Raw genomic sequence first — 22,617 nt, forward strand, 5'->3', positions numbered from 1 at the left:
AGCTCCCTCGCCACGACAGCGGGTCACATGTTATTGAAATTCGGGGATGAACAATGAAAACCGCCGCCCAACTGGTGAGACTCAAGAGTGTGCAGAACCAGCAGGTGCATAGCATCGCCCCCGAGCAGACGGTGCTCGAAGCCCTGCAGATCATGGCCGAGAAAAATGTCGGCGCATTGCCGGTGATAGAAGACGGCCAGGTGGTGGGTGTGTTCAGCGAGCGGGACTACGCACGCAAGATGGTGCTCAAGGGACGCTCATCGGTGGGCACGACCGTACGGACCATCATGAGCGCCCCGGTGATCACCGCCGACAGCCAGCAGAGCATCGACCGCTGCATGGAAGTCATGACCGACAGCCACTTGCGGCACCTGCCGGTATTGGATAACGGGCAATTGATCGGCCTGTTGTCCATTGGAGACCTGGTGAAAGAGGCGATTGTCGAGCAGGCGGACTTGATCCGACAGTTAGAGCATTACATTCGCGGGCATTGAACCCATAGCGAGTTTATCTGTGGGAGCAAGGCTTGCCCGCGATGCAGACAACGCGGTCCTTGGTGAACCGAGGCGCCTGCATCGCGGGCAAGCCTTGCTCCCACAGTTCAGCCCAACATCAGCAATTGCCGGACCAGATTCGGCGTACTGCCAGTCCAGCGCTTGAACGAGCGGCGGAAATTCGCCGTATCGTTGAAGCGCAAGTACTGCGCCACTTCCTCGTTGCTGAACCCCTTGACCTGATACAGATACAAGGCCACATGGGTGTGCACCCGGTCCACCTGTTGCTGGAATCCGGTGTGGTGCTTGTGCAACTTGCGCTTGAGGGTCGCCGGGCTCATGGCGAAGGCCTGGGCGGTCTGTTCCAGGCTCGGCGTCTGCTGCACATGGGCGTGCAGGTAGTCGTAGAGGCAATCCAGGAAACTTGAGGCGAAACCCAGCTGATCGAGTTGGTCCCGGGCTTCGATCCGCGCCACCTGGCCGGCGGTGGCCGAGACGTTGGGCCAGGGCTGGGCGAGGCAGTGGCGGGGCAGGCGCATCAGGTCCAGGGGACGGTCGAATTGCGTGTGCTCACCCAGGTGCACCCAATATTGCTCGACGTAACGCGGCTCACTGTGGCGAAAGCTGCACTGCCAGGGCAGGCGCTCGCCGCTGAGCCAGGCACTCATCGCCACCATCGAGGTCATGCTCGCTTCCAGCACGAAGCGCCATTGATCGTAGGCACCGCAGCTGTCCAGCCAATGGACATAGGCGTAGTGCTCGTCCAGTAGCAGCCGAGGGGCCGCCAACGGGCTGAGCAATGCCTGCTGGTCGATCAGGGTCTGCAGGGCTTGGTGCAGATTCTGCGCGTGGCGCAAGGCGTGGCTCGCGGGGCCGTAATGTCCCGGCAACAGCCGCTGGCCAAACAGGAAACTGCTGTCGCTGGCATCCAGCAGGCGCCGGCTGTTGTCGATCAGGCCGAGGAATTGCTGTGGGCTGACGCGGCTCTGTCCGGCGAGGATATCGTCGTGAAACAGCCCAGTGCCGCGCAGGAGGCGGTGACTGTCGATGTCCCGCGACAACGCCAGGTCGATCAACGCGGCTGGTTGATAATGTCCGGGAATGAAGCGGCTGTCGGTTTCGTACCAGCAGGTCTTGAGCGTCATGCGCTTTTCGCCAACGTGGTTCGTGACTGGGCCAGCGCCAGGTTTAGGCGTTTGAGCAAGGCGTCGGGGGATTCGTCGAACGCCATCACCACCGCCGTGCTGGCGGCTAGCTGCAGCCGTTCGCTGTGTTGCCGGGTCTTGTGGGCCAGGCTGCGCACTGCGATTTCCAGCTCCAGGGCCAGGCGCCGGGCCTGGCTTTCGCCAGTGTCGGGCAGCAGCACCACGAAGCGATCACCGGCCAGGCGGCACAGCAGGTCCTGGCGCCGCAGGTTCAAGACCAGCAACTGGCTCACCGCCTGCAATACCGCATCGCCTTCGCCGTGGCCGAAACGCTGGTTGATGGCGGTGAAGTTATCCAGGTCCAAGGCCAGCAGCGACAGCGGTTGTTGGCGACGGCGGCTGTCCTCCAGGCTGGCGGACAGCTCATGCTTGAGGAAATCCGCGCCACCCAACGGCGTGAGCTTGTCGAACAGACGGTGCTCGCGGAACAATCGCTCGCGCTTCTCCATCTGTCCGTTGATTGCCAGTTGCTCGCGGTGCCAGTGGTAGATGCCGAGGGTCAGCAGGATCATACCCACCGGCATCGGCCCGGATTCGAGCCAGTGATCCCAGGTGATGCCATCGGGCAGGCGGATGAACTCGTCGAGGCTGTCGATCCACCAGGAAAAGAAGATGCAGCCCAGGCCCAGGACCAGGTAGTTGGTGACCCGTCCGGCCGGGCGACTTTTCAATACCAGCCCCAACCAGACCAGCGCCAGCAGCGCCGAGCCACCTTCACCGAGGATGTCCAGCCAGACCCATTCGGCGATGGGTTTGAGCTCGCCGCTGGCCAAGTGCAGGAGCAACCCGAGGTTCGCCGCCAGCAGGAGCAGGGCGAGTTTGAAACGGTGCGGGCGGAGCACGGAGAACATGGCCGGAGTCCTTTGCCAGAAGCGGAATGCGGCCCAGCACAGCAGATGAATGTGACAGTGCGGTGACGGTGGGTAATGGGGTGGGGGAGGTCGAATCAGCTCATCGGTTATCCGGATTTTTATTCATGAGATCGCCAGTTATCTCATTGTGGCGAGGGGATTTTGTGGGAGCAAAGCTTGCTCGCGATGAAGACGATGCGGTTTTTCAGGGAATCGAGGCGCCTGCATCGCGAGCAAGCTTTGCTCCCACAAAGGTGATTCCCTCGCCCTTCAGATTCCCTGAGCCTGTAAAACAGGTCATTTCAGCTCATTCCGGCTCGCGAGCCCCCCTAAATCAGCCGATTGCAGTCCCTCCAGCCAAGCCCTGTCACAGAACCGTCATTCCTCACCCCTAGCGTGCCCTCCCAGTTGCCGGGCCATTGCCTGGCGGATTTCCGGATTCCTGGGGAGGATCACCATGTATCACCGCACAAGCACTGCCGGGCTCGTCGGTTTCACCGTCACCGCGTTGGCCATGGCCATGGCCATTGCCAGTGAGCGACTGAGCGCCGCCGAGCAAGCGTCCGGCGCCACTGAACACGTTGAAGTGGTCGGCCAGGCGGCCAGTATCGACCAGGCCCTCAAGGAGCAGCGCAGCGCCGACAGCATCAAGAGCGTGGTGCATGCCGACGGCGTGGCACAGCTGCCGGATGAAAACGTCGCCGAAGCGGTGCAGCGCCTGCCGGGCGTCAGCGTCGAACGCGACCAGGGCGAAGGTCGGTTTGTCAGCGTGCGCGGCCTCGGGCCGGACCTCAACAGCGTGACCATCAACGGCACCCTGGTGCCGGCACCGGAAAGCGAGCGTCGCGCCGTTGCCTTGGATGTGCTGCCCGCGGAACTGGTGCAGTCGCTGTCGGTGATCAAGACCCTGACGCCGGACATGGACGCCAACTCCCTGGGCGGCACGGTGGACGTCAAAAGCCTCTCGGCCTTCGACCACAAGGGCCTGTTCTACACCGGCAGCAGCGAAGCCAGCTATGACAAGAACACCAGCCAGACCAGCCCGAAATTCTCCGGCGCCATCAGCGACCGTTTCAGCCTGGGCGATGGCATCGACAACTTCGGTGTGGCCGCGGCGCTGAGCTGGCAGAAGCGTGACTTCGGTTCGGACAACGTCGAAACCGGCGGTGCCTGGGATTTCGAGCAAGGCTCACGCCTCGAAGAGTTCGAACAGCGCGACTACGACATCCGTCGCGAGCGGGCCGGTGGTGGGTTGAACTTCGACTACAAGCCCGATGACGTCAGCAGCTATTACCTGCGCACGCTTTACAGCCGCTACAAGGACAGTGAAACCCGCAACGCCGCCAGCATTGCCTTCGAAGACCCGCAAGCGGCGGGCGAGTTGGGCGATGCCGAGGGCGAGCGCAAACTCAAGCAGCGTGAAGAAACCCAGGAAATCCAATCCTACGTACTCGGCGGCGAGCGCCTGTTCGGGCTCTGGACGCTGAGTGGCCAGGGCGGCTATAGCCAATCCAGCGAAGACAGCCCCGGCCACATCGCCGGTGCCACCTTCAAAGGCATCGATGGTTTCAACGGCGGCTTCTACGACAACGACAAGCCACGGCCGATCATCGGCTCGGGGTTCTACGATCCGGCCAACTTCAGCCTCGATAAAGTGGACTGGGAAGAGCAAAAAACCACCGATACCGAGAGAAACCTGCGCCTGGACCTGGCCCGGGACTATGACCTCGGGGGTTATGCCTCCCAGGTCAAGTTCGGTGGCAAAGTCAGCCGACGCGAGAAGGACAACGACCTCGATGCCTGGGTCTACGAGGACTTCGACGACCTGGGTTTCACCGACGAGCAACTGAACCTTGGGCAGTTCCAGAAAGGCAACGTGGACTATCGCCTCGGCCGCTTCGGCCCGGGCATCAGCGCCGATGCCATCAAGCAGTTGTTGGGCGGCCTCAATCGCGATGATTTTTTTGACGAGCAAGAGTCCCGTGTCAACGACTTCAAGATGAGCGAGGACATCAACGCCGGCTACCTGATGAACACCGTCGACATCGATGACTGGCGTCTCATTGCCGGCATGCGCTACGAAGGCACCGAGTTCGAAGCCAAGGGCACCGGCGCCACCGATGGGGTATTTACCGATACCGAGACCCGACGCAAGTACCATCACTGGCTGCCGGGCCTGCATGCACGTTACCAACTGGACAAGAACACCCAGGTGCGTGCGGCGTGGACCAAATCCGTGGTGCGTCCGACCTTCGGGCAACTGGCGCCGGGTTTTGTCATCGACGATGACGAGGCCACTTTCGGCAACCCGGACCTCAAGCCGCTGGAATCGAGCAACCTGGACCTGGGCATCGAGCACTTCATGGGTCACGCGGGCACGGTCTCGGCCTTTGTGTTCTACAAGGACATCAAGAACTTCGTCTACAACACCGACCTGGCCGGCACTGGCGCCTGGACTGATTTCGCCGAAGCCCACAGTTACGCCAACGGCGACAGCGCCAAGCTGTATGGCCTGGAATTGGCCTACTCACAAAAATTCGACTGGTTGCCGGCGCCTTGGAACGGGCTGCTGTTAGGCGCAAACACCACCTTCAGCCGTTCGGACGCCGAGATCGAAGGTTTCGACCAGGCCAGTGGCACCCAGCGCAAGCGCAGCATCGACTTGCCGAATCAGTCGGACACGGTCGGCAACCTGATGTTGGGTTGGGAAAACGACAAGCTGAGCCTGCGGCTGTCGGCCAACTACAAGTCTGCGTACCTGTTCGAGCTGGCGTCCATCAGCGACCGCGATCATGACCTGCACGTCGACGCCCAGACCTTCGTCGATTTCAGTGCGCGTTATTCGCTGACCAAGAACCTGCAAGTCAGTCTCGAGGCCCAGAACCTCACCGACGAGTCGTATTTCGTCTACACCGGCCATCGTTCCTATAACGGCCAGTACGAAGAGTACGGCCCGACGTACAAGCTGGGGCTGACGTTTACCCATTTCTGAATCGCGAACCTGATCACTTGTGGCAAGAGGATTTGGCTGTGGGAGCAAAGCTTGCTCGCGATGCAGGCGCCTCGGTTGCCTGGAAAACTGCTTCGTCTGCGTCGCGAGCAAGCTTTGCTCCCACGGATGAGTTCCCTCGCCACGGAAGTGAGCAACACGCCCATTTGAGTTCGGCCCAACGACAAGGATTCTTCCGTTGAACACGATGTTGTCTCTACCCAAGCGCTGCCTGCTGACAATGCTGATCAGCCTGGCATCGGTCACCGCCCTGGCCGCTTCCCCAGCGCCCAAGCTGAAGCTGCAACCCTGGCCCCAAGCCCAGCAACTGTCGCTCAACGCCCTGGGATTTTTGCCAGGCGTTGCCACCACCGAGCGGCTGGCCAGTGCCCGCGAAGGTTTGTTCTTGCTCGATGACCAAGGTCGCGAATTGACGCGCCTGAAAGGCACCTTCGACGGCCTCGACAGCCGGGCCCTGGGTTCGAACGTGCTGGTCGCCAGCCTCGACAGCTCGCGCCAGCAAGCGTTGGTCGTCAGCCTCGACCCACAAAACCGTCAGTGGGGCATGCCGTTGTACCTGCCCGCGCGGGATTTCCCGGTCAATGGCCTGTGCCTTTATCGCGATGAGGCGAGCAACCTGTTTGTGTTCCTGGTCGGCGAGGAGGGCAAGGGCGAGCAATGGCTGGTCGGCAATGGTGAGCGCCTGAGCGACAGCGCTCAACGGGTGCGCGGCCTGCCATTGCCGCCGGACGCCAAGACTTGCCAGGTGCAGGACAGCGCCAATCAATTGTTCGTCAACGAGGAGCGGGTGGGTTGGTGGGCCTATCCGGCGTCCTCTGAGGCCGAGTCCGTGCGGGTGCCCGTGGCGATGCGTGCACCGTTCGGCGACCTCCAGCAAAGCGCCGGGGCCATGGCCGTGCTGCCGGGAGGCCTGTTGGGGCTGGACCCGGAAGCGGCGCAACTGCATGTGTATCAGCAGCAGGAAGCGGGTTGGAGCGCTAAAGCCAGTCTGCCGTTGGCAGGCCTGAAGGAGCCGGAAAACCTCGCGGCGCGGCTGACGAAAACCGGCATCGACGTGCTGCTGCGCGACGATGACACCGGACAGCTGTACCAAGGCCAAATCAGCTGGAAACCCACGCCGCTGCCAGTGCCGCCGGTACTGCCCACTGTAGCTGCCATCGCCCAGAGCGAACCGGTGGCCCGCCAGGGCGATGCCGCCGATGACCCGGCGATCTGGGTTCATCCGACGACGCCCGGGCTGAGCCGAGTGTTGGGCACCAACAAGAAGCAAGGCTTGCTGGCCTATGACCTGCAAGGCAAGTTGCTGCAGGAACTGCCGGTCGGGCGCCTGAATAACGTCGATGTGCGGGCGAACTTCAAACTGGGCACGCAAACCGTCGACCTGGCGGTGGCCAGCAACCGCGATCGCAACAGCTTGAGCCTGTTCAGCATCGACCGCACCAGCGGCGAGTTGCGCGAAGCGGGGGAGATTGCGACCTCCTTGAAAGACATCTACGGCATCTGCTTGTACCAACCGGCCGAAGGTGAACTGTATGCCTTCGCCAACGGCAAGGACGGGCGCTTCGAGCAGTACCGCCTCAGCGCGCCGGACGGTGTAGTGCGCGGCCAGTTGGTGCGTCAGTTCAGCGTCGCCAGCCAGCCCGAAGGGTGCGTGGCCGATGAGCAGCGCCAGCGCTTGTTTCTGGGTGAGGAGGACGTAGGCGTCTGGACAGTGGATGCCCGGGCCGAACAGCCGGCCACCTTGAACAGTGTGATCAAGGTCGGCCCGCCGTTGCACGCCGACGTCGAAGGCATGGCGTTGTATCAGGCCAAGGGCCGCGACTACCTGGTGATCTCCAGCCAGGGCAACGACAGCTACCTGGTGCTCGACGCCGAGCCGCCTTTCGCCGTGCGCGGCGCCTTCCGAGTCGGCCTGAACGCGGCCGCAGGGATTGATGGCGCGTCGGAAACCGATGGCCTGGAAGTGACCTCGGTGAACCTCGGCGGGCCTTGGAGCCAGGGCATGCTGGTGGTCCAGGATGGCCGCAAGCGCATGCCCGAGCAGACCCAGAACTTCAAGTTCGTGCCCTGGGCCGACGTCGCGAAAGCGCTGGGCCTGCCTTGAGCGACGTTGTCATCAACCGGTCACGAACATTTCATCGAATAACCGCCAGACAGGAGTTTCAACCATGCAAGCCACTTTGGAACACATGACGATCTGGGGCCTGATCAGTGACGCGAGTCTGCTGGTCAAGGCGGTCATGCTCACGTTGCTACTGGCCTCGTTATTGAGCTGGTACCTGATTATCCAGCGCAGCGCCGTGCTGCAGCGCTACGAGCGGCAGCTCAACGGTTTCATGCAGCGTTTCCGCGGCGCACAGGACCTGTTGCCCTTGTACCGGGAACACGCACAAGCGCGCGAAGAAGACGGTGGCGTCACGCCGATTTTCCAGGCGGGTTTGCTGGCGTTCACTCAGCTCAACCAGCCTTCCAGTACGCCCGAGGTGGTGCTGGAAGGCGTCGAGCGGTCGCTGCAGGTGGCGATCAGCGAACAGGAAGTCCACTTGGAAAAGGGTTTGCAGTTTCTGGCCACCGTGGGCTCGGTCAGTCCTTACATCGGTTTGTTTGGCACGGTATGGGGGATCATGAATGCGTTTATCGGCCTCTCCCAAGTGCAGCAGGCCAGTCTCTCCACCGTGGCGCCGGGCATTGCCGAGGCGCTGATCGCCACGGCCATCGGCCTGTTCGCGGCGATCCCGGCGGTGATTGCCTATAACCGTTTCGCGGCCCGTGGCCAGACGCTGCTGACCCGTTACTACGCGTTTGGCAACGAGCTGCAGGCGCGTCTGCATCGCAAGCTGCACGGTGCCCCGGCGAACTTGGCCGCGGCCGCTTGAAAGGAGAGGGCACATGCTCGTCAAGCCACAACGAAAGCACGGCCCCAAGGCCGAGATGAACGTGGTGCCGTACATCGACGTGATGTTGGTACTGCTGGTGATTTTCATGGTCACCGCGCCGATGCTGACCCAGGGTGTGAAGATCGAACTGCCCAAGGTCGCCAGCGAAGCGTTGGCCACCGACAGTCGCCAGCAAATCCTCACCCTGTCGGTCAAGGCCGAGGGCGGTTACTACTGGAACCTGGGCGGTGAACTGGACACCCACCACCAGACCGACAGTGCCGTGGACCTGGAGCAGATGCGCGCCAAGGTGGCGCAGGTCGTGGCCGAGCGCAGCGATACCCAGGTGTACATCCGAGCCGACGAGCATGCCGATTACGGCCGGGTCGTCGCGGCCATGGCCGCGTTGCAGCAGGGCGGCGTGAGCAACCTGGGACTGGTGACCGAGGCACCGCAATGACGGCGACGATCATGCACAGTCCTTCCTTGAGCGTGCCTGCGCTGGGTCGCAGCTTTTGGAAAAACAGCCTGGCGGCGGGGCTCGCCGTGGCCCTGCATGCGGGTGTGGTGGCGTTGTTGGTACTGGGTTGGAGCGTGGAGAAGCCCTCCGCCGAGGTGCCCCGGGTGTTGCGCACGCAACTGGTGATGTTGCCGGCGGCACCGATACCCGAAGCGCCTGCACCGGCCGCTGTTATTCCTGTCGCATCGCCGGTCGAGCCGACCTCGGCGCCGGTAGAAGCGCCGCGCCCCGCTCCCACCCAGCCTGTTGTCGATCCGCGTGTCCAGGCGCAGAAACTGGAACAGGCGGCCCTGGCCCGTAAACGCGTCGAGGCGCAAAAGCGTGAGCAACAGGCCCAACAACAGCAGCGCGAACGCCAGGAAAGCGAACGCCGCAGGCAAGACGCCGAGCAGCAGGCCGCCGAACAACAGCGCCAGGCCCAGCAGGCACAAACACTCGCCGAGCAACGCCGAGCCGAGCAAGCGCGCCAGGCCGCCGCCGACAGCCGTAGCTACCAACCGCTGAGCAAACAAGCCCCGGACTATCCGCAACGCGCCCTGGACAAGGGCCTGGAAGGCGATTGCACCGTGGAATACAGCGTGACACCGGACGGGCGGATCGATAACCCCAAGGTCATCGACGGTTGCCACCCCTTGTTCATCCGACCGTCCCTGGCCGCTGCCCAGACGTTTCGTTATCAACCGCGAATCATCGATGGCAAGGCGGTGACGGTGCCGGCGGTGCGCAATACCTTTCACTACCGGATCAAGTAAGCGCCGTATCTCGACATCGGCCAAGAACCCCATTGTGGCGAGGAGTCCCCGCCGCGTCTTCGACGCTGCGCTGTCGCGCAGGGAACAAGGCCCTGTGGCGAGGGGATTTATCCCCGCTGGGGCGCGCAGCGGCCCTAAAGCAGTCAACTCAATCTTCCTGGCACACCGAGTTGCCTGGTTTTGGGGGCTGCTGCGCAGCCCAGCGGGGATAAATCCCCTCGCCACAAAGGGAGTGTTCTTACCTACCTGAGACACATGGCCGATTTATTTCAGCAGAAATTTTTTATTAAAAATCAGCAAGTTGTAATTTGTTCCATGAGAGCTTGCTCCCGCTGGAGCGCGCAGCGGTCCCAAAATCTTGCGGTCGCTGCGCAACCGAGCGGGAGCAAGCTCCCTCGCCACAGGGGATGCGTGGTCCTTACTTACGGTAATGACTCGGCGCCACGCCCACTTCGCGGCGGAAGATCTGCGAGAAGTGACTGGCGCTGCCATACCCGACTTCCAGGCCGATATCGATAACGCTGCGCTCGGTTTCCATCAGCAATTGGCGGGCTAGGGCCATTCTCAGTTGGATGAAGTACTGGGAGGGTGAGCGGCCGGTGGCGCGCTTGAACTGGCGGCTGAAGTGGTATTCGCTCAGGTCAATGGCGTGGGCCAGGTCAGCGAGGCAGAAAGGTTCGGCCAGACGTTGCTTCATCAAGCCGATGACGCGCTTGAGTTTGAAGGCGGGCAGGGCGTTGCGGCCGGACATATCCTCGGCTTCGGCATCCAGGTAATGCCGCGCCAGATGCACCGCCACGCATTGCGCCACGCCCTGGATCAGCAAGGCACTGGGTTCACCGCGTCGGGTCAACTCCACGCGAATCTGTTCGAGCAAGGCCGAAAGGACTTCATCCTGCCCGCCAGAGACTTCCCGCAACTGGATTGCGCCGCTGCCGCCGGTTTCGGCAATGGCGCGTTCCAGCAACGCCAGGCCCAAGTAAACATGCATGACCACGAACGGCTCAGGGCTGGTTACTTGCCAGCGCATCTCATAGGGATCAGGGGACGTGGTCAGGAAAAAGTCCGCGCGGCGCACCGTATTCGTTTCCCATTCGCCGTGGCCGGCGCGCTCCTCGACAATGGCCTCCCCGGACAACACCCAGACGAGCAACGGTTCAGCCACCGCTGGCACGACGATGTGGGCTTCGTTGCGCTCACGAACAAAGATCTCCACCAGGATCTCCTGGCTCGATACGCCGTCGGAAGTGGCCAGGCGCTCGCCGCGAATGTGCGCTTGCAGGCCGTTTGCCGATGTGCGTTCGGTGACTTCCATGCTTCGATGGCCTCGCTGAAATGGCCGCCAGGCTAGACCGGGCCGGCGGCGGGACGGTGCTGGCGCAACAGTTCGATCTGCTGGGCCGGGATCAACTCGCGCAACGCCTTATAGAGCGCCCGGGTTTCCAGCAGGTTCCAGATGCGCAGCATGGTTTCCAGCGCATCCAGGGGTTTGCTGATGAAATCCCGGGCACCGAGGGCCAGGGCCCGCAGGCGCGTGTCACGGGTCGCGTCGGCGGTGAGGACCAGGATCGGCAGGTAATCGTTGGCGGGGATGCGCCGGTTCAATTGCTCCAGCACGGCAAAGCCGTCGAACGCCGGCATGTGCAGGTCGAGGATGACCAGGTCCGGCTCGAAGCTGTTGAACAGGTCCAGCGTGCGCAGCGGTTCCGTACTGCTCAGCACATTGTGCAACCCTTCGCGGGCCAGCAGTTGTTCCATCAGGTCCAGGTTGGGGCGCTGATCGTCGACGATCAGGATGCGCAAGTCGCGATTCATGCGGGCTCCGGTAGATAGTGTTCGAGGTGGCCGAGGAAGGCCTGGATGTGGATAGGTTTGGTCAGGATCGCCGTGGCTCCGGCGTCACGCAGGGCACGATGGGTCAGGTCGCTGGCATCGGCGGTAATCATCAGCACCGGCGTGGCCGCGGTGGCCGGGGACTGACGCAAGCGTCGCAAGACCTCCAGGCCTTCCAGGTCCGGCAGGGTGACGTCCAGCAGGATCAGTTGCGGGCTGTGCTGGCGGGCCAGGTCCAGGCCCATTTGGCCCTGCATGCTCGACAATAACTGGATGCCGGGTCGGCGTTGCATCAGGGTCTCGATCAGTGCGAGGCTCGACAGGTTGTCTTCGATGCAGAGGATTTTGCCGTGAAAGTCCACGGGCGCACGCGTCACGGCCAAGGCGGCGATGGGTGGCAAGTGCGTGCCGATCACCTGGGTGGCGGGCAGTTGCAGGGTAAAACAACAGCCGTGCCCGGGCTCACTGTGGACCTGCAGGTTGCCCTGCATCATCTCCAGCAGGTTCTTGCTCAAGGACAAGCCAAGGCCGGTGCCTTCGACCTGCGGATCGGCGCCCAGGCGTTCGAAGGGCTTGAACAGTTGGTCCAGTTGTTCCGGGGCGATGCCGTGGCCGGTATCGTGGACGGCGATGCTCACCTGATGGGCCTGGACGCTGACTTCGAGGCGTACCTCACCGCCAGGCCGATTGTACTTGATGGCGTTGGACAACAAATTGAGCAACACCTGCACCAGGCGCTGGCGGTCGGCAAGCACACCGCTGTCGTCGGGCAATGCGGGCAGGTCGACCAAGTGGATCCCGGCGTCGGCGGCCATGGGTGAGACCAGCGTCAAGGCTTCGTGCAGCACCGTCGCCAGCGCGATCGGTTCGATGTTCAGGGGCAGGCGCCCGGCCTCGATCCGGGCGATGTCCAGCACCTCGTTGATCAACGCCAGCAAGTGTTGGCCGGCCCGCAGGATGTGGCTGACCTGGGGGCGTTGGCCGGCGGTGGAATCCATGTCCAGCAGTTGCGCGAAGCCGAGGATAGCGTTCAACGGCGTGCGCAGTTCGTGGCTCATGCGCGACAGGAATTCGCTCTTGGCCCGGCTGGCGCTTTCCGCTTCCTCGCGGGCGGTGCGCAAGGCGATTTCGGCGGCGCGTCGGTCGGTGATGTCGCGGGTGATCTTGGAAAAACCGCGCAACGCGCCCGTGGCGTCGTATTGGGCAGTGATGACCACGCTGGCCCAGAAGCGGCTGCCGTCCTTGCGGCAACGCCAGCCTTCTTCCATATAATGGCCGTCGCGGGTGGCTTCGCGCAGGGCCATGTCCGGGTGCGCCGGGCATTCCTCGGGCAAGTAGAACAGGGAGAAGTGCTGGCCAAGGATTTCCTGCTCGGTGTAGCCCTTGATCCGCTGCGCGCCAGCGTTCCAGGTGGTGACGTAGCCTTGGGCATCCAGCGCGAAGATCCCATAGTCCTTCACCCCGTCGATGATCAGCCGCAAGCGTTCTTCGTTATCGCGCAGGGCCCGCTCGCGTTCGGCGAGCAACTGCCCGGCCTCCACCAGGCGCGTGCCGAGTTGACCGATTTCGTCCTGCTCCGGCGGTTGTGGCAACAGGGGTTGACCCAAGGCCAGGCGCTGGGCGTTGCCTTGCACCTGTTGGACCCGGGCGACGATGCCCTTGGACAGGAACAGCACCGCGACGATGGCCCCCAGCAACCCGCACATCGCCGCCAGCAACGTGGCGAACAACAGCCGCATGCGCGTGGCCGAGGCAGCGGCGCTGCGCTCGGCGAGCAGGCCATCCTCGCGTATGCGCATGGCGCTGATCTGCTCGCGTAGCACGTCCAGCACCTGCTTGTTTTCGATCAGGATCGCGGTGATGGCCTCGGGGTCGTCGCGCTTGCCGTTGCGCAAGGCGACCAAGCCGTCGAGCTTGTCGGCGATCAGCGGGGTGATGGTCTTGAGGTGCTCGCGCATCCTGGCATCGCGAATGTTGTGATCCAGGCGCTGCAAGGCAGCCTGGATCAGCGGAGTGGCCTGTTCGTAGCTGGGCAGGAAATCTTCGCGCCGGGTCAGCAGGTAACCGCGCACGCTGGCCGCGGCCTCGGCCAGCAGGGTATGGACCGTCTGGATATCACCCTGGACCAGCAGCACCCGGCGCACATCTTCTTCGGCCCGTGCGGTCTGGCGTTCAGTGATATAGATCAGCACCAACGACAGCAACAGCACCACCAGGGGCAGGGAAATCACTACCAGGGCCTTGCCCCGCAATGGCAGGTCGGCCCAGCGGCGGGCGGCGAGAAACCTCATGGCCATTGCCCGGCGTGCGCGACCAGCCCCAGGGCCATGCCGCGTACGGCGGCCTGGGTCCGGTCGGCGGCGCCCAGCTTGCCGATGACGCGCTCGACGTGGGCCTTGGCCGTGCCGGGTGCGATGCCCAGCTTTTCACCGATTTCACGATTGCTGAAGCCGCTGGCCACCAATCCCAATACCTGGCGCTCACGGGCGGTCAGGGCCTGGACCTGTGGGGCGCCACCGGCACCGCGCTCGGCCATGCGGCGCAACAGGCGCGCGCTGACTGAGCTATTCAGCGCCTCGTCGCCTTGGGCAACGCGCCTGAGGGCGTCGAGCATTTCATCGCGACTGGCATCCTTGAGCAGGTAGCCGACCGCACCCGCACCGATGGCGGCTTCGAGATGGTCGGGGCTGTCGTCCATGGTGAAAATCACCACTTTGACCCCGGGCTGGCGCTGCTGCAGGATCCGCGCCGCGCCCAGACCGTTGAGGACCGGCATGCGGATGTCGAGAATTGCGATGTCCGGTTGTAGCCGCTCGCATAGGTCGAGGGCTTCCTGGCCGTCCCGGGCTTCGCCGACGACTTCAAATCCCGGGTTGCCGGCGAGCATGCTGATAAACCCGGTGCGAGTGACTTCATGGTCATCGGCCAGAAGCAGGCGCAAAGGTCGGTTCATGGCTGTACTCCGTGGGCCGGTAGCGGCACGCTGGCAAGCAATCGGGTGCCCCCGCCGGGCTGGCTGCGACAGGTCAGGTGGCCGTCCAGCAAGTTGGCACGCTCCTGCATGGCAGCCAGGCCCAGATGGCAACTGCCGTTGGTCTCGATGGGTTGCTCCAAAGCGAAGCCACGCCCATCGTCCTCCACCCGCAGGCACGCGTGGCCATCTTTCACTGCCAGCCCCAGGTGCACGTGGCTGGCCTGGGCGTGCTTGAGGATATTGTTGATGCCCTCCTGTGCGATGCGAAACAGGGCGATCTCGGTGTTGCCCGGCAGGCGCGCGCTGCTCTGTTCGGCCCAACTCACGGTCAGGCCCGCGTCACGCAGGCGATCGGCCTCTTTGTCGACGGCTTTGAACAGGCCGAAATCATCCAGGACGTGGGGGCGCAGGCCGCCGATCAATTGTCGGCCTTCGCCGACACAGCCTTGGGCCAGATCAAGGATGGCCTGCAACTCGCTCGCCAGTGCAGGCGGCAGCGACGGGCAGCGGCCGGCGAAACCCTGCAAGCGTTGGTGCAACCCGGCCAGGTTTTGCGCCAGGCCGTCGTGCAGGTCGTAGGCCACGCGCTTGCGTTCGTCTTCCTGGGCGCTGAACAAGCGGTGGACCAACTCGGACATGGTCCGCTCGCGGGCTTGCAGGGCTTCGAGCAGGCGGCTGTTCTCCAGGTGCGCCGCCAACAGCGTCGCCAGTAATTGCAGCGACTCGATGTCTTCGTTGTCTGGCGCGCCAAGGGCGACGCTGTTGCCCAGCAGCAACGCCCCGAACGCCACGCCATCGGAGCTACGCAATGGAATCCGCAAAGCCTGGGGCAGGGCGCTGCCGGGGGATTCCAGCCAATTCGGGCCGGGTGTCTGCGGCTGGGCCAGTTTGGCGAGCAGGTCGACGCGGTCCGCACTGCCGTGGCTGGCGAGGGTGCGCAACGTGTTGTCCGGTGTCCACTCCAGCAGCAGCCCATGGTCCATCGCCATGAACGCGCACGCCCGTTGGAGCGCCCGCTGACGCATGGCCGGCAGTGGCAACTGCGTCAGTTCATGACCGGTGCCCAGCAACAACCCCAGGCGCGCGGCGCGGCTTTGCGACTGGCGATACTGACTACGGATGGCCAGGGCACTGCCGGGATCATGGGGTGGGTTTTGCATGGGGCACTCCAGCGTGAAAAAGATCGGGCGGTTCGCGGTGGCGTCATTAAAACGTGTCACCGGCACCGGGCCTATCTGCCGAATGGCATAGGCGATTGGCACCGGTTGGCCGATGGCGAAGGCGGGGAAGGCCGGCAAAGTGGGCTCATTGAAACCCAAAGGAGCCTTCTGATGAAAATGAAAACCTGTGCCATCGCTGCTTTTTTCCTGCTGACCGCGCCGCTTGTCCAGGCTGTCGAGGCCACACCCTACGTGTATCGCACCGTGGCGGAGCAGCCCAAGAACGTGAATGATCGGGAGGTCGCCGCACTGTTCGACCGCTGGAACGCCGCGCTGCAAACCGGTAGCGCCACCGCCGTGACCGGCCTCTATGCCCCGGATGCGATTTTGCAACCGACTGTTTCGAACAAGGTGCGCAACACGCCGGCGCAGATTCAGGATTACTTCGAGCATTTCTTGGCCGGCAAACCGGTCGGACAAATCAACTACCGGGAGATCCGCCACCTGGGCCCCGATGCGGCGATGGACAGTGGCGTCTATACCTTCACCCTGACCCAGGTCGATGGTTCAAAGCGCGAAGTCCAGGCGCGCTATACCTTCCTTTACGAGCGCCTCGATGGCCAGTGGAAGATCATCAACCACCACTCTTCGGCCATGCCTGAGGTGGCGAAGACCTTGCACGCCAGCCACTGATAGTACTGGCCCGCAAAAGACCTGCCTGTGGGAGCAAAGCTTGCTCCCACAGGGCCCTCTATCAATTCCTATCCCCGTGTTTAGACACACATTGCATAAAGAGCTTGGATTAACGCGCGAACATTAATTAGAATCAGTCTCATTTAAGACTTTGCGCAGGCTCTGGACATGTGTGATGCAGTTACGCCCACGGAGCATTCCCTCCATGCGTTGTACCGTGACCACGGGAGTTGGCTGGAAGGCTGGTTGCGGCGGCGCATGGGCAATGCCTGGGATGCGGCGGACCTGCGTCAGGATACCTTCCTGCGGGTGCTTTCCAGCGCCCAGCCTTTGGCTGACCTGCAAGAACCCCGGGCTTACCTGCTGACCATCGGTAAACGCCTGCTGAGCAATTTCTACACCCGGCGCAATCTGGAGCAGGCGTACCTTGATGCCCTGGCGAACCTGCCTGAAGCCTGCGCGCCGTCGCCGGAACAGCGTTGGCTGCTGCTGGAAACCCTGCAAGCCCTGGACGAATTATTGAATGGCTTGCCGCCCCTGGTGCGGCGGGCTTTTCTCTGGAGTCAGCTCGAAGGCCTGGCTTACCGCGAAATCGCCGAGCGCCTGCAAGTCTCCGAGCGCACCGTGAAGCGCTACATGGCCCAGGCCTACGAGCATTGCCTGTTGGTGGACTTCTGATGTCGTCGACGCCATCACCCGAGGCCCGTGAAGCGGCACGGGCGGCTGCCCGCTGGTTGACCCTGATGGAATTCGACGGGGATACGTTCGACTCGGCGGCCCTGCAACGCTGGCGCGACAGCAGCGCTCACCACGAGGCGGCCTGGCAGAAGGCCCAGCGATTGCGCCAGCGCTTTGCCGGGGTGCCAGCCTCCCTGGGCATGGCAACCCTGGACCGTCCGGCGCTGGCCCGGCGCGCGGTGCTCAAGCGTGCATTGGGCGTCGCTGCATTGGTCCCCAGTGCCTGGCTGTTGGGGCGAGCGCTGCCGCTGGAGGTCTGGCGCGCTGACTTGCACACGGCCACGGGCGAGCAACGAAGCTGGACGCTGGTCGATGGCAGTACGCTGCAATTGAACACCGACAGCGCTGTCGACCTGGACCTCAAGGCGCGGCGCCTGGAGCTGGTGCGCGGTGAGATGGCCCTCAGGCTCGCCGGGAACACGCCGCTGTCCGTGCAGTCACCCTATGGGCTCATCACGGTCAATCGTGGCGAGGTTTGTGTGTACCTGGCCGACGGCGACTGCCGGGTGTCGGTGCTCAGCGGTTCGGCGCAACTGCAACCCTTGCGCGGGCCTTCGCTGAGCTTGGAAGAAGGCCAACAGGTCAATTTCCAGGCCTCAGGCGCGGGGCGGGTGCGGGCGTTCGACGTGGCCCAGCTCGGTTGGCGTGACGGGGTACTGGTTGCGCAGGACCAGCCGCTGGGGCATTTCCTGCGGGAGCTGAGCCGCTACCGCCCCGGCGTGCTGCGCTGGGACGACAGCCTGGAGCCGTTGCGAATTACCGGCAGCTTCCGCTTGGATAACACGGATCGAATCCTCACGCTGCTTGCCGCCAGCCTGCCGTTGGACGTGCACATGCGCACTCGTTACTGGGTGACGTTGACGCCTCGCAAAAAACTGGCCTGAGGCCGGTACGCAATAAAGACGAGTAGTCATACCCCTGTGGCGAGGGAGCTTGCTCCCGCTGGGTTGCGCAGCAACCCCAAACCAGCCCCCGTGGTGTGTCAGGTTGATGTTATTCGCTTCATTTTGGGGGCGCTTCGCACCCCAGCGGGAGCAAGCTCCCTCGCCACAGATGGGGGGTGAAAGTTTTGTCAGGAATCGAGCCTGAGGCCTGTCCCCTTTTTTTGTCTCGTTTGTCATTCAAGGCAACTGAACAAAAACGAGAGCGCTTTCCAATGTCCGCAGTTGTACCTTTGCGTTTGCGCCCAGCCTTTGCCGGCTGGCGTCCGCTGTTGAACCTGAGCCTCATGTTGAGCCTGAGCGCCAGCCCCTTCTTTATCTCCTCGAGCCTGGCCGAAGAGGCCACCCGGCGCAGCTATAAGGTGCCGGCGGGCAGCCTCAGCGCGGCGTTGACCCGCTTTGCCGGGATGTCGGGAGTCAACCTGTCGGTGGATCCGGCCCTGGTGAGTGGTCGCAACAGCGCCGGGCTCTCGGGGGAATTTGGCGTGGAAGAGGGGTTTGCCCGGCTGTTGCGCGGATCCGGCCTGCAATTGCAGCCGGTGGGGGAGCAGGCGTACATCCTGATGCCAGCGCCGGAAGGCGGCAGCCTGCAACTGGCACCCACCTCGATTTTCGGCGCCGCGGCGGCGACGGACAGTCCGGCGTATGCCGGCGGCCAGGTGGCACGGCGCGGTTCCCAAGGCTTGCTGGGCTCGCGGGATTTCATGGAAACGCCGTTCAGCATGACCACCTACACCAGCACCACGGTCAAGAACCAGCAGGCGCGGACCCTGGGCGACCTGATCGCCAGCGACCCCTCGGTCCGCGCCACCAACCCGGCGGGCGGACGCTACGAGCAGTTCACCATTCGTGGGTTCAGCCTGTTCAACAGCGATGTCGCTTACAACGGCCTCTACGGCATCCTGCCGACCTACACCATCGATATGGAGATGGCCGAACGCGTCGATATCCTCAAGGGGCCGAGCCAGCTCATCAACGGTGTCTCGCCGCGGGGCAGCGTGGGGGGCGGGATCAACGTGGTGCCCAAGCGCGCCACCGACAAGCCCATCACCTCCTTCACCGGCAGCTACGCCTCCAATAACCAGCTGGGCGGGGCGGTGGATGTCGGTCGGCGCTTTGGTGAGGAGGACAAGTTCGGTATCCGCTTCAACGGCGTGAAGCAGGCAGGCGACACCGAATGGGATCACCAGAGCGTGGACCGCGAGATGGCGGTGCTGGGCCTGGATTTTCGTGGGGAACGCCTGCGACTGTCGACCGACATTGGCCACACCGAACGTAACACCGACGCGCCCCAGGAACGTGTGCAGGTTGCCGACGTCGCGCCAGTGCCGCATGCCAGCGATGTAGATCGTAACTACGCGCAGCCGTGGAGCAAGGCGCGTACCAAAGATACCTTCGGCGCGGTGAATGCCGAATTCGATGTCAACGACACCGTCATGCTGTACGGCGGCGTGGGGGCGCGCAAAAGCAATCATGAGTTCCTTCGGCATGCCGTTTCGGTCCTCAATGAGGCTGGAGATTTTCGCGTCCAACCCCGAGATTTCACCCGCGACGAGAATGTCCGCACGGCCAATGCTGGGGCGCGAAACTGGTTTCATACGGGTCCGGTAAGCCATGAGGTCAACCTGGTCGCCAGCTATTTCTACATGGACTTCACCAATGGCGGCGCTCGCTATGGTCAGTCCAACAGCAATCTGTATGATCCAGTGGAAACACCGACTCCGAGTGTAATCACCCGGCCTGATCCCAAGGTCTATACCGAGAACCACTTCAGTGGAGTGGCGTTGTCGGACACATTGGGCTTCTTCGATGACCGACTGCTGCTGACCCTTGGTGCCCGCTGGCAGCGAGTCGAAGTTGACGACTGGTCGAACGGCGTCAAAGGCCGTACTGCCTACGACGAAGAAAAGGTTTCGCCGTCGGGCGGCATCCTGTTCAAGGCGACCGACAAGCTGTCGCTGTATGCCAACTACATGGAAGGCCTGAGCCAGGGCAAGATCGCGCCATCCACTTCCGTGAACGAGGATGAGATTTTCCCACCGTTCATCAGCCGTCAGGTCGAGGTGGGCGCCAAGTATGACGCCGGCCCGTTCGCCGTCACCGCCGCAGTGTTCCGGATCAAGCAACCGGCCTACGCAACCGATGCCACGACTCGCGTCTTCGGCCCCAACGGCAAGCGCGAAAACATCGGCGTCGAATTGAGCGTGTTCGGCGAGCCGCTGAAGGGTACCCGCTTGCTCGGCGGTGTGATGTTCATCGACAGCGAACTGACCGACACTACCAATGGCGCCTTCGATGGCAACCGTGCACCGGCCACGCCCAAGTACAACGTCAACCTCGGTGCCGAATGGGACGTGCCGACTGTCCAGGGCCTGACATTGACCAGCCGAGGCATCTATTCCAGCGCGCAGTACCTGGACCAGTCCAACACCAAGGAAATCGATGCCTGGACGCGTTTCGACGTGGGCGCTCGCTACGGGTTCAAGATCGACGAGAAGAACATCACCCTGCGGGCCAACATCGAAAACGTGGCCGACAAGCGCTATTGGAGTTCGGCCGGTGCGTCGGATGACAGTGAGCCAGGGTTGACGCTGTCGACCCCGCGCACCTACCTGCTGTCCGCGACGGTGGATTTCTAGGTCGAGGTGCCGCTCCAGGGAGGGGGCCGCTCGGGTTCAGGTATCGCGAAACAGGTCGTGGGCATCCAGCAGTCGCCAGGCGATCTCGGGACGTTTTTCCAGGCCACGGCGGATCGCGGCGGGGATGGATTGGCGAATTTTTCGACACAGGCCGGGCTGGTCCTGGAATTCGATGGCGATGCCGCGCATGGTCCGCACTTCGTTGTAGCCGGGCTCGACGGTCAAGCGGATACCCAGGTTCTCTAACAAGCGCTGTTGCAGGCGCTGGAGTTCGTCGAGGCTCTGGATGTTCTCCAGGCGTTCGAGCAGGCGTTTTTCTTCCTGGCGGTTCAGGCAAAGGATGCGCAGGTCGCTGCCGGGCGCTTGCAGCAACGCATCACGCCCGCAATCGCAGACGCCGGGCGGGCAGGGGGGACGGATCGGAATCGACGCGGTCATGGGCTCCACAAAAAATGCTGCACAACGAAACAGCGAGCTTATCGCCGGCCCAGGCAATGTGATGCCTGGCGGCATGTGGGTCAAGCCTGTTGGAGGGGCCGCTGGTCTGGCGCTGCTGTGGCCATTGCACAACTGTGGGAGCGAGCCTGCTCGCGATGGCGGTGGGTCAGTTGCATTGATGTCGGATGTGCTGCCGCCATCGCGAGCAGGCTCGCTCCCACAGTATTTGGGGACCGCCTCCAAATTTCTGCCCACGGTAAATCCCTGTGGAAGCGACAATGGGTTGCAGCGAGCCTACATGTTGTGCCGGCAAGGAACGCTGTGGGAGCAAAGCTTGCTCGCGATGGCGGTGGGTCAGCCGAGGAAATTAGAGCCCCAACTCAGACAACCCAGGATGATCATCCGGCCGGCGGCCCAGCGGCCAGCGGAACTTGCGCTCGCTTTCCTTGATCGGCATGTCGTTGATGCAGGCGTAGCGGTTGAACATCAAACCTTGCTCGTCGAACTCCCAGTTTTCATTGCCGTAGGAACGGAACCAGTTGCCCGAGTCGTCGTGCCATTCATAGGCGTAGCGCACGGCGATGCGGTTATCGGTGAAGGCCCAGAGTTCCTTGATCAACCGGTAATCCAGCTCCTTGGCCCACTTGCGGGTCAGGAATGCCTTGGCTTCTTCGCGGTTATGGGCGAATTCGGCGCGGTTACGCCATTGGGTATCCAGTGTGTAGGCCAGGGATACTTTTTGTGGGTCGCGAGTGTTCCAGCCGTCTTCGGCCAGGCGAACTTTCTCGATTGCCGATTCACGGGTGAATGGCGGCAACGGCGGACGAATTTCAGAAGAGGCAGACATGGCGGATCTCCAGTAAGGTGATGATTTGCACAGGGTTCGACGGGTCAGGCGTGTAACAACTTCTTCAGCATGTCCTGGGCGTGGTCAGCCGCGCTGTGATCGCCCATGACCAGCGCCACGGTAATTGCGCCATCGATCAGGATCAGCAGTTGGCGGGCCAGGGTGTCCGGGGCTTCGACACCCTGTTCGACGCATAGCCGGGTCATGTAATCGAGCAACTTCTGTTTGTGCATCTTCGCCACTTGGCGAACGGGATCCTGCGGGTCACCGGTTTCGCCGCTGGTATTGATGAAGGCACAACCGCGAAAACCGTCGCTGTCGAACCAGCCCTTAAGCACGGTGAACAGATTGAGCAGCCGCGCGGTGGGGGTGGGCGCCTTGTCCACCTCGGTGCTGAACCAATGCATCCAGCGCTCGTCCCGTCGCTTGAGGGCGGCCACGATCAGGTCGTCCTTGTTGGCGAAGTAGCGATAGACACTTTTTCTGGAGACGCCGGCGGTTTTCACCAGTAGATCCATGCCGGTGGCCGCGATGCCACTTTTATAGATCAACTTTTCGGCGACATCGAGGATGATGTCTCTTGTTTCATTACCAGTGATTTCGTTCATGAAACAAAAGTAGAATGATCGTTCTCCTTGGTCAAGTC

The 22,617-nt window shown here is 62.8% G+C and carries 20 protein-coding genes; 10 read left to right on the top strand and 10 right to left on the bottom strand.

Features of this window, described 5'->3' with window-relative positions:
* Positions 1-53 precede the first annotated feature (53 nt).
* Positions 54-494 (top strand): CBS domain-containing protein, encoded by a 441-nt coding sequence (locus J3361_RS17235; protein ID WP_018610425.1) that lies wholly within the window; start codon positions 54-56, stop codon positions 492-494.
* A gap of 107 nt (positions 495-601) precedes the next feature.
* Here the strand turns inward: J3361_RS17235 and J3361_RS17240 are convergent, their stop codons facing one another.
* Both J3361_RS17240 and J3361_RS17245 read right to left on the bottom strand, forming a co-directional pair.
* Positions 602-1,639, bottom strand: coding sequence for an AraC family transcriptional regulator (locus tag J3361_RS17240; RefSeq protein ID WP_207965581.1), 1,038 nt, complete (start codon positions 1,637-1,639; stop codon positions 602-604).
* Positions 1,636-2,550: a GGDEF domain-containing protein gene (locus tag J3361_RS17245; RefSeq protein ID WP_207965582.1), complete on the bottom strand. Its 915-nt coding sequence runs from the start codon at positions 2,548-2,550 to the stop codon at positions 1,636-1,638. Before J3361_RS17245 ends, J3361_RS17240 begins: the two co-directional genes overlap by 4 nt.
* Positions 2,551-3,007: 457 nt before the next feature.
* Here J3361_RS17245 and J3361_RS17250 point away from each other — a divergent pair, with 457 nt between their 5' ends.
* The 5 genes from J3361_RS17250 to J3361_RS17270 all read left to right on the top strand — a co-directional run bounded on the left by J3361_RS17250 (position 3,008) and on the right by J3361_RS17270 (position 9,708).
* A complete protein-coding gene (locus J3361_RS17250; RefSeq protein ID WP_207965583.1) occupies positions 3,008-5,542 on the top strand; it encodes a TonB-dependent receptor in 2,535 nt (844 codons plus the stop codon).
* Positions 5,543-5,780: 238 nt separating this feature from the next.
* Positions 5,781-7,664 carry a phytase gene (locus J3361_RS17255; protein ID WP_243458913.1) on the top strand — a complete coding sequence of 628 codons (1,884 nt, stop codon included), beginning with the start codon at positions 5,781-5,783 and terminating at the stop codon, positions 7,662-7,664.
* Positions 7,665-7,728: 64 nt separating this feature from the next.
* Positions 7,729-8,436 (top strand): protein TolQ, encoded by a 708-nt coding sequence (tolQ, locus tag J3361_RS17260; RefSeq protein WP_207965585.1) that lies wholly within the window; start codon positions 7,729-7,731, stop codon positions 8,434-8,436.
* A 13-nt stretch (positions 8,437-8,449) separates the two neighbouring features.
* Complete coding sequence (gene tolR / locus J3361_RS17265) at positions 8,450-8,896, top strand: protein TolR (protein WP_186706804.1); 447 nt, start codon at positions 8,450-8,452, stop codon at positions 8,894-8,896.
* Positions 8,893-9,708 carry an energy transducer TonB gene (locus tag J3361_RS17270; protein ID WP_207965586.1) on the top strand — a complete coding sequence of 272 codons (816 nt, stop codon included), beginning with the start codon at positions 8,893-8,895 and terminating at the stop codon, positions 9,706-9,708. Before tolR ends, J3361_RS17270 begins: the two co-directional genes overlap by 4 nt.
* Before the next feature lie 418 nt (positions 9,709-10,126).
* Here J3361_RS17270 and J3361_RS17275 read toward each other — a convergent pair whose 3' ends face one another.
* From J3361_RS17275 to J3361_RS17295, 5 genes are read right to left on the bottom strand one after another with little or no spacing between them, the layout of a single operon-like run.
* Positions 10,127-11,023 (bottom strand): helix-turn-helix domain-containing protein, encoded by an 897-nt coding sequence (locus tag J3361_RS17275; RefSeq protein WP_207965587.1) that lies wholly within the window; start codon positions 11,021-11,023, stop codon positions 10,127-10,129.
* 32 nt (positions 11,024-11,055) lie between these two features.
* Entirely contained in the window at positions 11,056-11,523 is a 468-nt protein-coding gene (locus tag J3361_RS17280; RefSeq protein WP_207965588.1) for a response regulator, read from the bottom strand.
* Positions 11,520-13,832, bottom strand: coding sequence for an ATP-binding protein (locus J3361_RS17285; protein ID WP_207965589.1), 2,313 nt, complete (start codon positions 13,830-13,832; stop codon positions 11,520-11,522). The genes J3361_RS17280 and J3361_RS17285 overlap by 4 nt, the downstream gene beginning before the upstream one ends.
* Positions 13,829-14,494 carry a response regulator transcription factor gene (locus tag J3361_RS17290; RefSeq protein WP_207965590.1) on the bottom strand — a complete coding sequence of 222 codons (666 nt, stop codon included), beginning with the start codon at positions 14,492-14,494 and terminating at the stop codon, positions 13,829-13,831. The genes J3361_RS17285 and J3361_RS17290 overlap by 4 nt, the downstream gene beginning before the upstream one ends.
* Positions 14,491-15,675, bottom strand: a complete 1,185-nt coding sequence (locus J3361_RS17295; RefSeq protein WP_207965657.1) for a sensor histidine kinase — start codon at positions 15,673-15,675, stop codon at positions 14,491-14,493. The genes J3361_RS17290 and J3361_RS17295 overlap by 4 nt, the downstream gene beginning before the upstream one ends.
* 171 nt (positions 15,676-15,846) lie before the next feature.
* On the opposite strand from J3361_RS17295, the gene J3361_RS17300 reads away from it, so the two are divergent.
* The 4 genes from J3361_RS17300 (at position 15,847) to J3361_RS17315 (ending at position 20,686) form a co-directional block, all read left to right on the top strand.
* A complete protein-coding gene (locus J3361_RS17300) occupies positions 15,847-16,368 on the top strand; it encodes an SgcJ/EcaC family oxidoreductase (RefSeq protein ID WP_207965591.1) in 522 nt (173 codons plus the stop codon).
* Between the two features lie 168 nt (positions 16,369-16,536).
* A complete protein-coding gene (locus J3361_RS17305) occupies positions 16,537-17,046 on the top strand; it encodes a sigma-70 family RNA polymerase sigma factor (RefSeq protein ID WP_207965592.1) in 510 nt (169 codons plus the stop codon).
* Complete coding sequence (locus J3361_RS17310) at positions 17,046-17,990, top strand: FecR family protein (RefSeq protein ID WP_207965593.1); 945 nt, start codon at positions 17,046-17,048, stop codon at positions 17,988-17,990. The genes J3361_RS17305 and J3361_RS17310 overlap by 1 nt, the downstream gene beginning before the upstream one ends.
* A 272-nt stretch (positions 17,991-18,262) precedes the next feature.
* Positions 18,263-20,686 carry a TonB-dependent receptor gene (locus tag J3361_RS17315; RefSeq protein WP_207965594.1) on the top strand — a complete coding sequence of 808 codons (2,424 nt, stop codon included), beginning with the start codon at positions 18,263-18,265 and terminating at the stop codon, positions 20,684-20,686.
* 36 nt (positions 20,687-20,722) lie between these two features.
* Here J3361_RS17315 and J3361_RS17320 read toward each other — a convergent pair whose 3' ends face one another.
* The 3 genes from J3361_RS17320 to J3361_RS17330 form a co-directional block, all read right to left on the bottom strand.
* Positions 20,723-21,124 carry a hypothetical protein gene (locus J3361_RS17320; protein ID WP_207965595.1) on the bottom strand — a complete coding sequence of 134 codons (402 nt, stop codon included), beginning with the start codon at positions 21,122-21,124 and terminating at the stop codon, positions 20,723-20,725.
* 367 nt (positions 21,125-21,491) lie between these two features.
* Positions 21,492-21,971, bottom strand: a complete 480-nt coding sequence (locus tag J3361_RS17325) for a nuclear transport factor 2 family protein (protein ID WP_207965596.1) — start codon at positions 21,969-21,971, stop codon at positions 21,492-21,494.
* 44 nt (positions 21,972-22,015) lie between these two features.
* The gene (locus J3361_RS17330) at positions 22,016-22,579 is read right to left on the bottom strand and encodes a TetR/AcrR family transcriptional regulator (protein ID WP_207965597.1); all 564 of its coding nucleotides are present in this window, start codon (positions 22,577-22,579) and stop codon (positions 22,016-22,018) included.
* Between the last annotated feature and the right edge of the window lie 38 nt (positions 22,580-22,617).

The organism is Pseudomonas sp. OA65 (assembly GCF_017498305.1).
In the GTDB taxonomy this organism is placed as follows: domain Bacteria; phylum Pseudomonadota; class Gammaproteobacteria; order Pseudomonadales; family Pseudomonadaceae; genus Aquipseudomonas; species Aquipseudomonas zanjanensis.

Coding starts and splice junctions, on each gene's coding strand:
- J3361_RS17235 (WP_018610425.1), top strand. CDS start 54: ATGAAAACCGCCGCCCAACTGGTGAGACTCAAGAGTGTGCAGAACCAG.
- J3361_RS17240 (WP_207965581.1), bottom strand. CDS start 1,639: ATGACGCTCAAGACCTGCTGGTACGAAACCGACAGCCGCTTCATTCCC.
- J3361_RS17245 (WP_207965582.1), bottom strand. CDS start 2,550: ATGTTCTCCGTGCTCCGCCCGCACCGTTTCAAACTCGCCCTGCTCCTG.
- J3361_RS17250 (WP_207965583.1), top strand. CDS start 3,008: ATGTATCACCGCACAAGCACTGCCGGGCTCGTCGGTTTCACCGTCACC.
- J3361_RS17255 (WP_243458913.1), top strand. CDS start 5,781: ATGCTGATCAGCCTGGCATCGGTCACCGCCCTGGCCGCTTCCCCAGCG.
- tolQ (WP_207965585.1), top strand. CDS start 7,729: ATGCAAGCCACTTTGGAACACATGACGATCTGGGGCCTGATCAGTGAC.
- tolR (WP_186706804.1), top strand. CDS start 8,450: ATGCTCGTCAAGCCACAACGAAAGCACGGCCCCAAGGCCGAGATGAAC.
- J3361_RS17270 (WP_207965586.1), top strand. CDS start 8,893: ATGACGGCGACGATCATGCACAGTCCTTCCTTGAGCGTGCCTGCGCTG.
- J3361_RS17275 (WP_207965587.1), bottom strand. CDS start 11,023: ATGGAAGTCACCGAACGCACATCGGCAAACGGCCTGCAAGCGCACATT.
- J3361_RS17280 (WP_207965588.1), bottom strand. CDS start 11,523: ATGAATCGCGACTTGCGCATCCTGATCGTCGACGATCAGCGCCCCAAC.
- J3361_RS17285 (WP_207965589.1), bottom strand. CDS start 13,832: ATGAGGTTTCTCGCCGCCCGCCGCTGGGCCGACCTGCCATTGCGGGGC.
- J3361_RS17290 (WP_207965590.1), bottom strand. CDS start 14,494: ATGAACCGACCTTTGCGCCTGCTTCTGGCCGATGACCATGAAGTCACT.
- J3361_RS17295 (WP_207965657.1), bottom strand. CDS start 15,675: ATGCAAAACCCACCCCATGATCCCGGCAGTGCCCTGGCCATCCGTAGT.
- J3361_RS17300 (WP_207965591.1), top strand. CDS start 15,847: ATGAAAATGAAAACCTGTGCCATCGCTGCTTTTTTCCTGCTGACCGCG.
- J3361_RS17305 (WP_207965592.1), top strand. CDS start 16,537: ATGTGTGATGCAGTTACGCCCACGGAGCATTCCCTCCATGCGTTGTAC.
- J3361_RS17310 (WP_207965593.1), top strand. CDS start 17,046: ATGTCGTCGACGCCATCACCCGAGGCCCGTGAAGCGGCACGGGCGGCT.
- J3361_RS17315 (WP_207965594.1), top strand. CDS start 18,263: ATGTCCGCAGTTGTACCTTTGCGTTTGCGCCCAGCCTTTGCCGGCTGG.
- J3361_RS17320 (WP_207965595.1), bottom strand. CDS start 21,124: ATGACCGCGTCGATTCCGATCCGTCCCCCCTGCCCGCCCGGCGTCTGC.
- J3361_RS17325 (WP_207965596.1), bottom strand. CDS start 21,971: ATGTCTGCCTCTTCTGAAATTCGTCCGCCGTTGCCGCCATTCACCCGT.
- J3361_RS17330 (WP_207965597.1), bottom strand. CDS start 22,579: ATGAACGAAATCACTGGTAATGAAACAAGAGACATCATCCTCGATGTC.